Genomic DNA, 15,265 nt, shown 5'->3' on the forward strand with positions numbered 1-15,265 from the left:
GCAAGGTGCTAAATTTCCGTAAAACTTGGCGCCAACTCGTTGAGATTTTTATTTTCATTCGCCGGATTGGTGCACATGTCTTGCATTGAAGGTGGCGCTGTCGCACCCTCTTGCCGTTTCAGGGAGGCATATCATGAACGAGTACTCCGCCAAACCGCACCCCCTGGATCATGTCGTGCTGCCCGTCGTCAATATCGATCTGGCGCGCGAAAGGCTCGGCAAGCTTGGCTTCACGGTTGCCGCCGACGCCCGCCATCCCTTCGGAACGGAGAATGCCTGCGTCTTCTTTGCCGATAAGACCTATCTGGAGCCACTCGGCATCGCGAGCCGTGAGGAGAGCGAGGCATCGGCACGGCAAGGCAATGTCTTCACCGCCCGCAACCGGGCCTTCCGCTTCCGCTGCGGCGAGGAGGGGCTTTCGGCGGTGGCGTTCAGCACTGGGGATGCCGGCCGCGATCATCGGAGCTTCCTCGGCAACGGATCGAGCGCCGGCGACATGCTGCAGTTCAACCGGCCGATGAAAATGCCGGACGGTTCGGAGACCACGGCCGGCTTCAAGCTGGCCTTTGCCGCTGAGTTGCGCGCGCCGGATTTCTTCCTCTTCTGCGTTGAGCGCATCAATCCTCTGCCGGCCGATCGCGGCGCGCTGGAGACGCATGCCAATGGCGTGAGCGGTATTGCCGAGATCGCGCTGAGCGCGCCGGACCCGGCTGCGTTCGCCGCCTTCGTCAGCCTTGCCACGGCGCAATGGGCCATCGAGAAAACCGGTTTCGGCGTTAATATCCAGGCCCCGAATGCGAAAATCAGCCTGATGACCCCGGAAGGGCTGGAGGCCTATTTCGAGATCGCCGTTTCATCCGCCGACCGCGGCCTGCGCGGCCGGGCTATCCTCTTTGCCGTCACCGATCTTGCCGTGACAGAAGCGCATTTGGCTGCTAACGGAGTGACCTACACGCGCAAGAACAATCGCATTCTGGTGAAGCCGGCGCCCGGGCAGGGCACGCTCTTCGCCTTCGAGGAAACACGATGAGCACTGATACGAATTCCGAAGTCAGGATCGGCGAGGGCGCTGGCCAGGTCACCTTTTCCAATACCGGCCGCCTGTCGCTGATTGCCGGCCCTTGCCAGATGGAGAGCCGCGACCACGCCTTCATGGTTGCCGGGACGCTCAAAGAACTCTGCGCCAAGCTCGGCATCGGCCTCGTCTACAAGAGCTCCTTCGACAAGGCGAACCGCACCTCGCTCTCTGCCGAACGCGGCATCGGGCTTGAAAAGGGCATGCAGATCTTTGCCGATCTGAAGAAGGAATTCGGTTTTCCCGTCCTGACCGACGTCCACACCGCCGAGCAATGCGCCGAAGTGGCGAAGGTGGTCGATGTCCTGCAGATTCCGGCCTTCCTCTGCCGCCAGACCGACCTTCTGATCGCCGCCGCCGAGACCGGCCGCGCCGTCAATGTCAAGAAGGGCCAGTTCCTGGCTCCCTGGGATATGAAAAACGTCCTGAATAAGCTTAATGCCAGCGGCAATCCGAACGTGCTGCTCTGCGAACGCGGCGCCTCCTTCGGTTATAACACTTTGGTCTCCGACATGCGCTCGCTGCCGATCATGGCGTCGATGGGCGCGCCGGTCGTTTTCGATGCGACGCATTCCGTGGCGCAGCCGGGCGGCCAGGGCGAAAGCTCCGGCGGCCAGCGGGAATTTGTGGAAACGCTGGCGCGCGCAGCGGTGGCGACCGGTATCGCCGGCGTTTTCGTCGAAACCCACCAGGACCCCGACAACGCACCGTCCGACGGCCCGAACATGGTCTACCTCAAGGACATGCCGCGGCTTCTGGAAAAACTGCTGGCCTTCGACGCTGTCGCCAAGGGTTGATAGTCAAAAGCCTGACATGTTCGTGCTATAGCGACGTTCGAACATGCAGGTCGAGGGTGTCGTAAGCGCCATTGTAATTTGCACGCCTTCGATTATGACAGGCTTCGAACGATTGATCACCCACCGAGCAGGAAGAACCCATGACTGCAATCACCGATATCATCGCCCGCGAGATTCTCGATAGCCGTGGCAACCCCACCGTCGAAGTCGATGTCTATCTCGAAGACGGCAGCATGGGCCGTGCGGCCGTTCCCTCGGGCGCTTCGACCGGCGCGCATGAGGCGGTCGAGCTGCGCGACGGCGGCAAGCGCTACCTCGGCAAGGGCGTCCAGAAGGCGGTCGATGCCGCCAACACCGAGATCTTCGACGCGATCGGCGGCATCGATGCCGAAAACCAGATCCAGATCGACAACATCATGATCGAGCTCGACGGCACGCCGAACAAGTCGCGTCTTGGCGCCAACGCCATTCTCGGCGTGTCGCTGGCCGTCGCCAAGGCTGCTGCCCAGGCCTCCGGCCTGCCGCTCTACCGTTATGTCGGCGGCGCGTCCGCGTGCCTGCTTCCGGTGCCGATGATGAACATCATCAACGGCGGCGCCCATGCAGACAATCCGATCGATTTCCAGGAGTTCATGATCCTGCCGGTCGGCGCTGATACGATCGCTGAAGCCGTGCGCATGGGTTCGGAAGTCTTCCATACGCTCCGCAAGGAACTGGCCGCCCAGGGCCACAACACCAATGTCGGCGACGAAGGCGGTTTTGCCCCCGGCCTGAAGAGCGCACCCGAGGCCCTCGACTTCATCATGAAGTCGATCGAGAAAGCCGGCTATACACCGGGCGATGACATGTGCCTCGGCCTTGACTGCGCCTCGACGGAATTCTTCAAGGACGGCAGGTACGTTCTCGAAGGCGAAGGCCGGACGCTCGAATCGGGCGCCATGGCCGAATATCTGGCGGAACTCGCCGCCAAGTACCCGATTATCTCGATCGAGGACGGCATGGCCGAAGATGACTGGGACGGCTGGAAGACGCTGACCGACCTGGCCGGCAAGAAGACCCAGCTCGTCGGCGACGATCTCTTCGTCACCAACTCCGCCCGTCTTCGCGACGGCATTCGCATGGGCGTCGCCAACTCGATCCTCGTCAAGGTCAACCAGATCGGCTCGCTGACGGAAACGCTCGACGCCGTCAACACGGCGCACAAGGCAGCCTATACCGCCGTCATGTCCCACCGCTCCGGCGAAACCGAAGATTCGACCATCGCCGACCTCGCGGTCGCTACCAACTGCGGCCAGATCAAGACCGGCTCGCTGTCGCGTTCCGACCGTCTCGCCAAGTACAACCAGCTGATCCGCATCGAGGAAGGCCTTGGGCCCCAGGCTCAGTATGCCGGCCGCTTGATCATCCGCGCCTGATCGAATCTGATTTTCAAACGGCTTGAGCCCGCGCCTCTCCGGCGCGGGTTTTTTATTGCCCGTCTTTACGGTCAATGAACGGTTAATCAATGCGCGTTATGCTGAACGAATTGGTAATGCGTTCAAGAGCATGCGTGTATGTGGACAAAGCATCATAAGAAGAGAAAGTTCGGCCGCTTCGTCATTCCGGCCATGACGGTCGCCTTCCTTTCCTATTTCGGTTATCATTGCATTCACGGCGATTACGGCCTGCGCGCAACGGAGACGTTCGAGCATCAGCGTGTCGCGCGTGAAAAAGAGCTTGCGATCTTGAAGGCGAAGCGCGAACATCTGGAAAACCAGGTCGCGCTGCTGAGTGACGGCTCGCTCGACAAGGATATGCTGGACGAAAAAGCGCGCTATCAGCTCAACATGTCGCGCGCGGACGAGATAGTCATATTCAATCATTATTCCAATTAACCGAAATCAGGTTAATTGGTATTTCATTAGTTATATCAGTAGTTTAGACATGAATACGAGCCATGCAATTATGGCATTGCTGTGGTCAAATTTCTTCCCTATGGTACGCGCCACCAAGAACCGACAAACCCATAGGGAGGGTTGAATGGCGCCGCGAAAGACCGCGACCGTTTCCAGCCGCAAAACTGCAGCAAAACCGGCAGCCAAAGCATCGAATGGAGGCCCGGTAGCCGACTTCGATCGCGATGAGGAGCTCAAGGCCTATCGCGAGATGCTGCTGATCCGCCGCTTCGAGGAGAAGGCCGGCCAGCTTTACGGCATGGGCTTCATCGGCGGCTTTTGCCACCTCTACATCGGTCAGGAAGCTGTCGTTGTCGGCATGCAGATGGCGCAGAAGGAAGGCGACCAGGTCATCACCGCCTATCGCGACCACGGCCACATGCTGGCTACCGGCATGGAAGCCCGCGGCGTCATGGCGGAACTGACCGGGCGCCGCAGCGGCTATTCCCACGGGAAGGGCGGCTCGATGCACATGTTCTCGAAAGAGAAGCATTTCTACGGCGGTCACGGCATCGTCGGCGCCCAGGTTTCGCTCGGAACCGGTCTTGCCTTTGCCAACCATTACCGCGGCAACGGCAATGTCTCGATCGCCTATTTCGGCGACGGCGCCGCCAACCAGGGCCAAGTCTACGAGAGCTTCAACATGGCAGCCCTCTGGAAGCTGCCGATTGTCTATATCGTCGAGAACAACCGCTACGCCATGGGCACGTCGACTGCCCGCGCCACCGCCCAGTCGAACTACTCGCTACGCGGCTCCGGCTTCGGTATCCCCGGCATTCAGGTCGATGGCATGGACGTTCGCGCCGTCAAGGCGGCGGCCGACGAGGCGCTCGAACATTGCCGTTCCGGCAAGGGCCCGATCATTCTCGAAATGCTGACCTATCGTTATCGCGGTCACTCCATGTCCGACCCGGCGAAGTATCGCTCCAAGGACGAAGTGCAGAAGATGCGCTCCGAACATGACCCGATCGAACAGGTGAAAGCACGCCTCGTCGAAAAGGGCTGGGCTTCCGAAGACGATCTGAAGGCGATCGACAAGGATGTCCGCGACATCGTCGCAGACAGCGCCGATTTCGCCCAGGCCGATCCGGAGCCGGATGCATCCGAGCTCTATACCGACATTCTGCTCTAATCGGGGAGGGAACCCATGCCTATCGATATCCTCATGCCCGCCCTCTCTCCGACGATGGAAGAAGGCACGCTGTCCAAATGGCTGAAACAGGAAGGTGACAAGGTCACCTCCGGCGACGTGATTGCCGAAATCGAAACCGACAAGGCGACGATGGAAGTCGAAGCCATCGACGAAGGCGTCATCGGCAAGCTGCTCGTCGATGCCGGCACCGAAGGCGTCAAGGTCAACACCAAGATCGCCGTGCTGCTGCAGGACGGCGAATCCGCCGCCGATATCTCCGCCGCCAAACCGGCCGCCGCTGCCGCCCCGGCGGTTGCCCAGGAAGAAAAGCCGACCAATGCCGGTTCCGCTTCCGCACCGCTTCCGGCCGAGCCGAAGGCCGTCGTGCCGAATGACCCGGAAATTCCGGCCGGCACCGAAATGGTGTCGACCACCGTGCGCGAAGCGCTCCGCGACGCCATGGCCGAGGAAATGCGCGCCAGCGAAGACGTCTTCGTCATGGGCGAGGAAGTTGCCGAATATCAGGGCGCCTACAAGGTCACCCAGGGCCTGCTGCAGGAATTCGGCCCGCGCCGCGTCATCGACACGCCGATCACCGAGCACGGTTTTGCCGGCGTCGGCGTCGGCGCCGCAATGGCCGGCCTTCGCCCGATCGTCGAATTCATGACCTTCAACTTCGCCATGCAGGCGATCGACCACATCATCAACTCCGCCGCCAAGACGCTCTATATGTCCGGCGGCCAGATGGGCGCTCCGATCGTCTTCCGCGGCCCGAATGGTGCCGCGGCCCGGGTCGGCGCCCAGCACAGCCAGGACTATGCTGCCTGGTACAGCGCAATCCCCGGCCTGAAGGTCGTCATGCCCTACACGGCATCCGACGCCAAGGGCCTGCTGAAGGCTGCGATCCGCGATCCGAACCCGGTGATCTTCCTCGAGAACGAAATTCTCTACGGTCAGCATTTCGATGTGCCGAAGCTCGACAATTTCGTCCTGCCGATCGGCAAGGCTCGCATCCATCGTCCGGGCAAGGACGTAACGGTGGTCTCCTTCGGCATCGGCATGAGCTATGCGACGAAGGCCGTCGCCGAACTCGAAAAGATCGGCATCGACGTCGAACTGATCGACCTTCGCACCATCCGCCCGATGGATCTGCCGACCGTGATCGAATCGGTGAAGAAGACCGGTCGTCTGGTCACCGTCGAGGAAGGCTATCCGCAATCATCCGTCGGCACCGAAATCGCCACCCGCGTCATGCAGCAGGCCTTCGATTATCTCGATGCGCCGATCCTGACGATTGCGGGCAAGGACGTGCCGATGCCCTACGCCGCCAATCTCGAAAAGCTGGCGCTTCCGAACGTCGGCGAAGTCGTCGATGCGGTGAAGGCTGTTTGTTACAAATAAGGGGAGGGTATCTCGATGCCGATCAATATCACGATGCCCGCCCTCTCTCCGACCATGGAGGAAGGCAATCTTTCCAAATGGCTGGTCAAGGAAGGCGATACGGTCAAGTCTGGCGATGTGATCGCCGAGATCGAGACCGACAAGGCGACGATGGAAGTCGAAGCCGTCGATGAAGGCACGGTCGCCAAGCTCGTCGTTGCCGCCGGCACCGAAGGTGTCAAGGTCAATGCGCTGATCGCCGTTCTCGCCGCCGATGGCGAGGATGTCGCCGCCGCCGCAAGCGGCGCGGGCTCGCCCGCTCCTGCGCAGAAGGCCGACGCCGCACCGGCCGCGAAGGCCGAGGCTGCCCCGGCCCCATCCGCTCCGGCTGCAGCACCTGTACCCGCCACGGCACCCGCATCGGTTTCACCAGACGGCAATCGCACCTTCTCTTCGCCGCTTGCCCGCAGGCTCGCCAAGGAGGCCGGTATCGACCTTTCGGCTGTCGCAGGCTCCGGCCCGCATGGCCGCGTCGTTAAGAGCGACGTTGAAGCCGCCGTTGCCGGCGGTGGCGCCAAGGCCGCCGCACCCGCAGCGTCCGCTCCGCAAGCTACTGCAGCTCCGGCTCCGGCCGCTGCAGCGTCGAAGAGCGCTTCCGAGGAGGCCGTGCTCAAGCTGTTCGAACCGGGTTCCTACGAGCTCGTGCCGCATGACGGCATGCGCAAGACGATCGCCCGGCGCCTGGTCGAATCCAAGCAGACGATCCCGCATTTCTACGTCAGCGTCGATTGCGAGCTCGATGCCCTGATGGCGCTGCGCGCTCAGCTGAACGATGCGGCGCCGCGCAAGGACAACGCTCCGGCCTACAAGCTCTCGGTCAACGACATGGTCATCAAGGCCATGGCGCTGTCGCTGCGCGACGTTCCGGATGCCAACGTCTCCTGGACCGACAACAACATGGTCAAGCACAAGTACGCCGACGTCGGCGTCGCGGTCTCGATCCCCGGCGGCCTGATCACCCCGATCATCCGCAAGGCCGAGCAGAAGACGCTGTCGGCGATCTCCAACGAGATGCGCGATCTCGGCAAGCGGGCCAAGGACCGCAAGCTGAAGCCCGAGGAATATCAGGGCGGCACCAGCTCGGTCTCGAACATGGGCATGATGGGCGTGAAGAACTTCGCCGCCGTCGTCAACCCGCCGCATGCGACCATCCTTGCGGTCGGCGCCGGCGAACAGCGGGTCGTCGTCAAGAAGGGTGAAATGGCCATCGCCACCGTGATGTCAGTCACGCTGTCGACCGACCATCGCTGCGTCGATGGCGCGCTCGGCGCCGAGCTGCTCCAGGCCTTCAAGGGCTATATCGAAAACCCGATGGGTATGCTGGTCTGACAGCTGGGCGGAGGCGGAAATGACCAAGACCGTTCTTTGTTATGGCGACTCGCTGACCTGGGGTTATGACGCCGAGACGATCGGCCGCCATGACTACAAGAATCGCTGGACGAGCGTGCTTCAGGCAGCGCTCGGCAGTGAGGCGCGTGTCATTGCCGAAGGCCTGAATGGTCGCACGACCGCCTTTGACGACCACCTCGCCGATTGCGACCGCAACGGTGCGCGCATTCTGCCGACGATCCTGCAGACGCACGCGCCGCTCGACCTCGTCATCCTTCTGCTCGGCACCAATGACATGAAACCGGTCGTGGCCGGCTCGGCTTTTGCCGCCTGCCAGGGCATCAGCCGGCTCGTGCGGTTGATCCGCAATCATGCCTGGCCCTTCGAGTTCGACGGGCCGGAGATCCTGATCGTGGCGCCGCCGGCGATCTGCGCGACCGGCAATGTGCCTTTCGCCGCATCCTTTCCCGGCGGCATCGAGGAATCGGCAAAGCTTGCAACGCTTTATCGCGATCTTGCCGACGAACTCGGCTGCGGCTTTTTCGACGGCAATTCCGTCGCCAGGACCACACCGATCGATGGCATTCACCTCGATGCGGAAAATACGCGTGCGCTCGGACGCGGGCTGGAATCGATCGTGCGGATGATGCTGGGGATCTGACCATGACCGCCTTCATCGCCCTGCGGCAGGCCTCACGGCGGGATGCCTCGGAGCTGGCGATCTTGGCGGATATTGCCTCGCACGGTTTTGCTTCCCGGCTCTGGTTCGCCGATGTGGCGAAAGGCATCAGCGACACGCCCTTGGAGCGGGGCCGGCTGAAGATGAGCGAAGAGGAAGTTGTCGGCGGCTGGCAGGATGCCGTCATCGCCGAGGCCTATGGCGAGGTCGCGGGTGTGGCGATCGGTCATGCGCTGCAGGAAGGCATAGGCGATATCGAGGCGACGATTCCGGCGACCAAGCCGATGCTCGCCTTGCAGAAAACGGTGGTCGGAAACTGGTTCGTCGGCAGTCTCGGCGTCTATCGCCATCTGCGCGGCATCGGCATCGGACGCAGGCTGCTGGAGGATCAGATCGACAGGGCCGATCGCCGCCCCGTCAGTCTCATTACCGCAAGTGATAACGAAGCGGCTTTGTCGCTTTATGGAAGAAACGGATTCCTGGAGGCTGCGCGCGCCGATGCCGTGCCGCTCTTCGAAAACAGCAAAAGACACGCGTGGGTGCTCATGACCCGCAGCGCAGCGTAACAAAGGCAGGAAACACATGGCTGAATCCTACGACATCATCATCATCGGCTCCGGCCCCGGCGGCTATGTTGCCGCCATTCGTGCCAGCCAGCTCGGCCTCAAGACCGCGATCGTCGAGCGCGAGCATATGGGCGGCATCTGCCTGAACTGGGGCTGCATACCCACAAAGGCGCTGTTGCGCTCGGCTGAGGTGCTCGATCACGCCAACCACTTCAAGGATTTCGGTCTCGTTCTCGAAGGCACGGTCAAGCCGGATGCCAAGGCCGTCGTCGGCCGCTCGCGCGCTGTTTCCGCCCGCCTGAATGCCGGCGTCGGCTTTCTGATGAAGAAGAACAAGATCGACATCATCTGGGGCGAGGGCAAGATTACCAAGCCGGGCGAAATCGTCGTCGGCAAGTCGTCGAAGCCCGCCGTCGAACCGCAGCACCCGCTGCCGAAGAACGTCAAGGGAGAGGGCATTTACGCCGCCAAACACATCATCATCGCCACCGGCGCCCGCCCGCGGGCGCTGCCCGGCATCGAGCCTGATGGGAAGCTGATCTGGACCTATTTCGAGGCGCTGAAGCCGGATGCGCTGCCGAAGTCGCTGATCGTCATGGGTTCTGGCGCGATCGGCATCGAATTCGCAAGCTTCTACCGCTCGATGGGCGTCGACGTGACGGTTGTCGAAGTCATGCCGACCATCATGCCGGTCGAGGATGCCGAGATCACCGCCATCGCCCGCAAGCAGCTTGAAAAGCGCGGCCTGAAGATCTTCACCAGCGCCAAGGTCACCAAGGTCGAGAAGGGTGCGGGCAGCATCACCGCGCATGTCGAGACGGCAGACGGAAAGGTCCAGCAGATCACCGCCGACCGGCTGATTTCCGCCGTCGGCGTTCAGGGCAACATCGAAAACCTCGGCCTCGAGGCGCTCGGTGTCAAGACCGACCGCGGCTGCGTCGTCATCGACGGTTACGGCAAGACCAATGTCGCCGGCATTTATGCGATCGGCGATGTCGCCGGACCGCCTATGCTGGCCCACAAGGCCGAGCATGAGGGTGTCGTCTGTGTCGAAAAAATCGCCGGCCTGCCGAATGTCCACCCGACCGACAAGGGCAAGGTCCCGGGCTGCACCTATTGCAATCCGCAGGTCGCCTCCGTCGGCATCACCGAAGCCAAGGCCAAGGAGCAGGGCCGCGACATCCGCGTCGGCCGCTTCTCCTTCGCGGCAAACGGCAAGGCGATCGCGCTCGGCGAGGACCAGGGCATGGTGAAGGTGATCTTCGACAAGAAGACCGGCGAACTGCTCGGCGCCCATATGGTCGGCGCCGAAGTCACCGAACTCATCCAGGGCTTTGTCGTCGCGATGAACCTGGAGACGACCGAGGAAGAACTGATGCACACCATCTTCCCGCACCCGACCGTTTCCGAAACGATGAAGGAAGCGGTGCTCGATGCCTATGGCCGTGTGCTGAACGCTTGATAATTTCCAAGGCCGCCCTTTATCCCGGGTGGCGTAAGGGCGGGCTCGCCCCCCGGGGTGGAGAAAACGAAAGGAAATCATCATGTCTATGGAGACGCAGGCCTTGCTGGTGTTTTTGCTGATTGGCCTGGTCGCAGGCTTCCTCGCCAGTCTGGTCGTCGGTGGCGGCGGCTTGATTAGGTGCCTGCTGAGCGGCATCATCGGCGCCTTTGTCGGTGGTTATCTGTTCAGCGCACTCGGCATTTCGCTGGGCATTGAAAACGCGCTGGTGGTGCAGATCATCCACGCCACCGTCGGCGCCATCGTCGTGGTGCTGATCGCCAGAGCGGTCGCTTGAGGCGCAACTGAAGGGCAGGGCAGAATGGAAAGTGTCGGCTGGATTTCGGCAATCATCATCGGCGGACTTGCGGGCTGGCTCGCCGGCAAGCTGATGGAGGCGCGATACGGGATTTTCCTGAACATCGTGCTCGGCATCGTCGGTTCGGTCGTCGCCAGCGCCGTCCTTGCCCAGTTTCATGTCGAAGTGGTCGGCGGACGGCTCGGTTATTTCGTGACGGGTTTCCTCGGCGCCTGCCTGCTGATATTCCTGGCGCGGCTGGTGCGGCGCTAAAGCGCGTCGCACTTAACTTGATTCATGCGATGCGCTTTAGCTCTTTGTTTTTGTGCATGTCGTTATCCGGGAACCGCCGCACACTTCCCGGCGACATGCATTAGATCCGGATGATTTGCCGCAAGGAGCGGTAGAAAGCTGATACTGCAATGGTGACCATTCTCGACACGATCAATCCCGACGCCAAGCGCGTGCGCCATCCCGAGAAGGCGCATCGGCCGGATACGGAAGTCATGCGCAAGCCGGACTGGATCCGCGTCAAGGCGCCGACCTCCAAGGGCTATGCCGAGACGCGCGCAATCGTGAAGGAGCATAAGCTCGTCACCGTCTGCGAGGAGGCCGGCTGCCCGAATATCGGCGAGTGCTGGGACAAGAAGCACGCCACCTTCATGATCATGGGCGAGATCTGTACCCGCGCCTGCGCCTTCTGCAACGTCGCCACCGGCAAGCCGAACGCGCTCGATATGGCCGAGCCGGAGAACGTCGCCAAGGCGGTCAAGGAGATGGGCCTATCCCACGTCGTCATCACCTCGGTCGACCGCGACGACCTGGAGGACGGCGGCGCCGAACACTTCGAAAAGGTGATCTGGGCGATCCGCGCGGCCTCGCCGATGACGACGATCGAGATCCTGACGCCGGATTTCCTGAAGAAGCCGGGTGCGCTGGAACGCGTCGTCGCCGCCAAGCCGGACGTTTTCAACCACAATATGGAAACGGTCCCCGGCAACTATCTGACGGTTCGCCCCGGCGCCCGCTATTTCCATTCCGTCCGTCTGCTGCAGCGGGTGAAAGAACTCGATCCGACCATGTTCACCAAGTCGGGCATCATGGTCGGCCTCGGCGAGGAGCGCAATGAAGTGCTGCAGCTGATGGACGATCTGCGCACCGCCGACGTCGATTTCCTGACGATCGGCCAATATCTGCAGCCGACCCGCAAGCACCACAAGGTCGAAAGCTTCGTCACTCCGGACGAGTTCAAATCCTACGAGACGGTCGCCTACAGCAAGGGCTTCCTAATGGTCGCCTCCAGCCCGCTGACCCGCTCCTCCCACCATGCCGGCGACGATTTCGCGCGGCTGAGGGCGGCGCGCGAAAAGAAGCTGCTGATGGCGGCGGAGTAAGATTTCGCGCTTGCTCATGGAAGCGGCTCCGGCGATCTTTCGCTGCGGTCAGACCGCTGGTAGACAATGCCTGCCAACCCTCTCTTTCGTCATGCTCGGGCTTGTCCCGAGCATCTGCCTTCAGTCGATAAGGCAGCAGATCCTCGGCACAAGACCGAGGATGACGCCGAGTAAGAGAGCAAGGTTAGTTAGCAAACTGACCGCAACGGTTTTCATCGCGTTTTTTCCCTGGGTTGCCGCCGATGAAAGACACATCCGATTTGAAAGCGACACTGACCGGAGCCGACCGTATCCTGGTGATCGGCTGCCCCGGCAGCGGCAAGAGCACGCTCGCAAAGCAGCTTTCACGAGCGCTCGAGCTTGATTACATCTCCATGGACCGCGACTTCTATTGGCTGCCCGGCTGGAGAAAGCGGCAGCGCGACGAGATCGATCGCCTGATCGCCACGGCCGTGGCGGAGAAACGCTGGATCATGGATGGCACCGGCCTCAGCTCCTTCCATCTCCGCCTGCCGCGCGCCAATGCTGTTATTTGGCTTCGGCTGCCCAGATCTGCATGCCTCCACGGCGTCGTCTCAAGAGCGTTTCGCTATTTCGGCCGCAACCGTCCCGAACTCCCTGCCGGCTGTCTCGAGCGCCTCTCTTTGGGCATACTTGCCTATATCTGGAATTTCGAGCGGGATGCCGTCCCTCTGATCGAGGCGGCACTTCGGGATGTCGCCGGTAAGCCGGTTCTTCAGCTAAAATCCCGTCGTCAGATGCGCGAGCTTCTTGATCTTCTCGGCCGGCCCGCTTAATTGCCGCCTATGCCGCAATTTGAAACCCATCGTCCCGTCCCGCACTCGCCCGATCAGATGTTCGACCTCGTTGCCGATGTCGAGCGCTATCCGGAATTTCTGCCGCTCTGCGAGGCGCTCGCCATCAGGAGCCGCAAGGAGCGCGACGGCAAGACCCTGCTCGTCGCCGATATGACGGTGGGATACAAGGCGATCCGCGAGACCTTCACGACGCAGGTGCTGCTGAACCGGGCCGAGCACGTCATCGAGGTCAAATATATCGATGGCCCGTTCAGATATCTCGACAATCGCTGGCATTTCGCCGAGACGCCGACCGGCGGCTGCACCGTCGATTTTTTTATCGACTACGAGTTCAAGAGCCGCATTCTCGGGGCGTTGATGGGCTCGATGTTCGACCGCGCCTTCCGCATGTTCACCGAAGCCTTCGAGACTAGGGCAAACCGGATCTACACGACGGCCTGAGGGGCTGTAGGCGATTCAGCCGGCGAGGAGCGAGTGCACCATTTCCAGCGCCGTGCGGACCGTTGCCAGCCGAACTTCGCTGCGGCCAATATCGCCATAGAGCATCTTTCGATGGATGAGCGCGCCGGCGCGTGACTTGGCGGCGAGATGCACGAGGCCGACGGATTTTTCCGCCGATCCGCCGCCGGGGCCGGCAATGCCGGTGACGGCGACGGCGATATCGGCGCGCGAGCGGCAGAGGGCGCCATGCACCATCTGCCGGGCAGTTTCCTCCGACACCGCCCCGAAGCGCAGCAGCGTTTCCGCCTGCACCCCAAGCAGCTCGATCTTGGCGGTATTGGTATAGGTGACGAAGCCGCGGTCGACGACGGCCGACGATCCCGATATCTCGGTCAGCGCCCCGGCGATCAGCCCGCCGGTGCAGGATTCGGCGGTTGAGACCATCAGCCCGGCAGCCGTGAAGTCACGGATGATCGTCTCCGCCGCTGACAGAATATCCTCGGGAAAAAGCCCCATCATTTCCCTCCGCGATAGACGACAGTCGCCGTGGCAATCGCCGCGATGCCTTCGCGCCGACCGACGAAGCCGATCGTCTCGTTGGTGGTCGCCTTGACCGAGCAGCGCTCGATATCGATGCCGAGATAATCCGACAGTTTCGCCCGCATGGCTTGGCGATGCGGGCCGACCTTCGGCGCTTCGGCGATCAGCGAGACATCGGCATTCATGATCGTGCCGCCGTGCTCGCGGACGATCCGGGCGGCATGCTCGATGAAGATCCGCGACGCTGCGCCCTTCCATTGCGGGTCGGACGGCGGGAAATGATCGCCGATATCGCCCGCACCGCAGGTGGCAAGCAGCGCGTCCGTCAGCGCATGCAGCGCGACGTCGGCATCGGAATGTCCCTTGAGCTTCTGGTCATGCGGAATGAACACGCCGCAGAGCGTGACGCCGTCGCCCGCTTCGAGCTGGTGCACGTCGTAGCCATTGCCGGTTCGCACATCGGGAAGCAGTGACGTTGACAGTTTGTCGTCGGCCATGGCGATATCCTTCTTGACCGTCAGCTTGACGTTGTCGGGCGTGCCCTCGACGATCGTCACCGGAATGCCCAGCCATTCCGCGATCGAGGCATCATCGGTGAAATCGCTTCGCCCGCTCGCTGCCGCTTTCTCATGCGCATCGAGGATCGTTTCGAAGGCGAAGGATTGCGGCGTCTGTGCGGCATAGAGGTGCTCGCGCGAAACCGTCGTCAGCACGGTGCCGGTATTGTCGGCGCGTTTCAGCGTGTCGGTGACCGGGATAGCCGGCAGCACCGCCTGCGCGCCGTCGCCGAGGCTCTCGGCAATGCGGTCGAGAAGCACGTGGTCGAAGAACGGCCGCACGGCATCGTGGATCAGCACATGGCTGATTTGCTTCTCCTTGAGATATCTGAGACCTGCCAGTACGGATTGCTGCCTGGTCGCGCCGCCATGCACCGTTTCGATCGGCGTTGCCGAGATGATGTGGCGGAAAGCTCTCGCAAACAGCGCCTCGTCATCGGGATGAATGACGACGACGATCTCGGTCGCCGCTTCCCATGTCATGAAGTTTTCAAGCGTATGCACGATAACCGGCTTGCCGCCGATCATGCGATACTGCTTGGGGCCTTCCTGAGAGGAGCCTGCGCGCTCGCCGCGGCCGGCGGCAACGATGACAATTCCAGCCGATATCGGTTGCTTAGAAGGCATTTGCAGCATAAATCCCCTAAAATATGCGGAATTGACCCGAGTGCTCTAACGTCTTGCTTTGGCCTTTTCCAGCATCTGCCCGAAAAATATCGATTTCGATCTCAGCCCCCTTGGCAAGCCGGGGAACAATGGCTAAA

At 61.7% G+C, this 15,265-nt stretch carries 17 protein-coding genes; 15 read left to right on the forward strand and 2 right to left on the reverse strand.

Annotated features, from left to right (window positions below):
* Positions 1–133: 133 nt before the first annotated feature.
* The 15 genes from GR197_RS11600 to GR197_RS11670 all read left to right on the forward strand — a co-directional run bounded on the left by GR197_RS11600 (position 134) and on the right by GR197_RS11670 (position 13,404).
* Positions 134–1,030 (forward strand): VOC family protein, encoded by an 897-nt coding sequence (locus GR197_RS11600; RefSeq protein ID WP_164009477.1) that lies wholly within the window; start codon positions 134–136, stop codon positions 1,028–1,030.
* The gene (gene kdsA / locus GR197_RS11605) at positions 1,027–1,872 is read left to right on the forward strand and encodes a 3-deoxy-8-phosphooctulonate synthase (RefSeq protein WP_164009479.1); all 846 of its coding nucleotides are present in this window, start codon (positions 1,027–1,029) and stop codon (positions 1,870–1,872) included. The genes GR197_RS11600 and kdsA overlap by 4 nt, the downstream gene beginning before the upstream one ends.
* 140 nt (positions 1,873–2,012) lie before the next feature.
* Positions 2,013–3,287: a phosphopyruvate hydratase gene (eno, locus tag GR197_RS11610; RefSeq protein ID WP_164009481.1), complete on the forward strand. Its 1,275-nt coding sequence runs from the start codon at positions 2,013–2,015 to the stop codon at positions 3,285–3,287.
* Between the two features lie 138 nt (positions 3,288–3,425).
* Positions 3,426–3,746 carry an FtsB family cell division protein gene (locus GR197_RS11615; protein ID WP_049735204.1) on the forward strand — a complete coding sequence of 107 codons (321 nt, stop codon included), beginning with the start codon at positions 3,426–3,428 and terminating at the stop codon, positions 3,744–3,746.
* A gap of 145 nt (positions 3,747–3,891) precedes the next feature.
* On the forward strand, positions 3,892–4,938 hold the full coding sequence (gene pdhA, locus GR197_RS11620; RefSeq protein WP_164009483.1) for a pyruvate dehydrogenase (acetyl-transferring) E1 component subunit alpha: 1,047 nt from the start codon (positions 3,892–3,894) through the stop codon (positions 4,936–4,938).
* A 15-nt stretch (positions 4,939–4,953) separates the two neighbouring features.
* A complete protein-coding gene (locus tag GR197_RS11625) occupies positions 4,954–6,339 on the forward strand; it encodes a pyruvate dehydrogenase complex E1 component subunit beta (RefSeq protein ID WP_164009485.1) in 1,386 nt (461 codons plus the stop codon).
* A gap of 15 nt (positions 6,340–6,354) precedes the next feature.
* The gene (locus GR197_RS11630; RefSeq protein ID WP_164009487.1) at positions 6,355–7,707 is read left to right on the forward strand and encodes a pyruvate dehydrogenase complex dihydrolipoamide acetyltransferase; all 1,353 of its coding nucleotides are present in this window, start codon (positions 6,355–6,357) and stop codon (positions 7,705–7,707) included.
* A gap of 19 nt (positions 7,708–7,726) precedes the next feature.
* Entirely contained in the window at positions 7,727–8,368 is a 642-nt protein-coding gene (locus tag GR197_RS11635) for an SGNH/GDSL hydrolase family protein (protein ID WP_164009489.1), read from the forward strand.
* 2 nt (positions 8,369–8,370) lie between these two features.
* Positions 8,371–8,952 (forward strand): GNAT family N-acetyltransferase, encoded by a 582-nt coding sequence (locus tag GR197_RS11640; protein ID WP_164009491.1) that lies wholly within the window; start codon positions 8,371–8,373, stop codon positions 8,950–8,952.
* A gap of 16 nt (positions 8,953–8,968) precedes the next feature.
* On the forward strand, positions 8,969–10,414 hold the full coding sequence (lpdA, locus tag GR197_RS11645; protein ID WP_164009493.1) for a dihydrolipoyl dehydrogenase: 1,446 nt from the start codon (positions 8,969–8,971) through the stop codon (positions 10,412–10,414).
* An 82-nt stretch (positions 10,415–10,496) separates the two neighbouring features.
* Positions 10,497–10,751, forward strand: coding sequence for a GlsB/YeaQ/YmgE family stress response membrane protein (locus GR197_RS11650; protein ID WP_085737168.1), 255 nt, complete (start codon positions 10,497–10,499; stop codon positions 10,749–10,751).
* A gap of 24 nt (positions 10,752–10,775) precedes the next feature.
* The gene (locus GR197_RS11655) at positions 10,776–11,024 is read left to right on the forward strand and encodes a GlsB/YeaQ/YmgE family stress response membrane protein (protein ID WP_012757333.1); all 249 of its coding nucleotides are present in this window, start codon (positions 10,776–10,778) and stop codon (positions 11,022–11,024) included.
* 149 nt (positions 11,025–11,173) lie between these two features.
* Positions 11,174–12,145 (forward strand): lipoyl synthase, encoded by a 972-nt coding sequence (gene lipA / locus GR197_RS11660; protein WP_003559117.1) that lies wholly within the window; start codon positions 11,174–11,176, stop codon positions 12,143–12,145.
* Between the two features lie 242 nt (positions 12,146–12,387).
* Positions 12,388–12,942: an AAA family ATPase gene (locus GR197_RS11665; protein WP_164009495.1), complete on the forward strand. Its 555-nt coding sequence runs from the start codon at positions 12,388–12,390 to the stop codon at positions 12,940–12,942.
* A gap of 9 nt (positions 12,943–12,951) precedes the next feature.
* Positions 12,952–13,404 (forward strand): type II toxin-antitoxin system RatA family toxin, encoded by a 453-nt coding sequence (locus GR197_RS11670; protein WP_164009498.1) that lies wholly within the window; start codon positions 12,952–12,954, stop codon positions 13,402–13,404.
* Between the two features lie 15 nt (positions 13,405–13,419).
* Here GR197_RS11670 and GR197_RS11675 read toward each other — a convergent pair whose 3' ends face one another.
* Together GR197_RS11675 and GR197_RS11680 are read right to left on the reverse strand one after the other, a co-directional pair.
* Positions 13,420–13,920: a CinA family protein gene (locus tag GR197_RS11675; RefSeq protein ID WP_164009500.1), complete on the reverse strand. Its 501-nt coding sequence runs from the start codon at positions 13,918–13,920 to the stop codon at positions 13,420–13,422.
* On the reverse strand, positions 13,920–15,137 hold the full coding sequence (locus GR197_RS11680; RefSeq protein WP_164009502.1) for a bifunctional 2-C-methyl-D-erythritol 4-phosphate cytidylyltransferase/2-C-methyl-D-erythritol 2,4-cyclodiphosphate synthase: 1,218 nt from the start codon (positions 15,135–15,137) through the stop codon (positions 13,920–13,922). Before GR197_RS11680 ends, GR197_RS11675 begins: the two co-directional genes overlap by 1 nt.
* Positions 15,138–15,265 lie beyond the last annotated feature (128 nt).

This window comes from Rhizobium phaseoli, from assembly GCF_010668805.1.
Taxonomy (GTDB): Bacteria; Pseudomonadota; Alphaproteobacteria; order Rhizobiales; family Rhizobiaceae; genus Rhizobium; species Rhizobium phaseoli_A.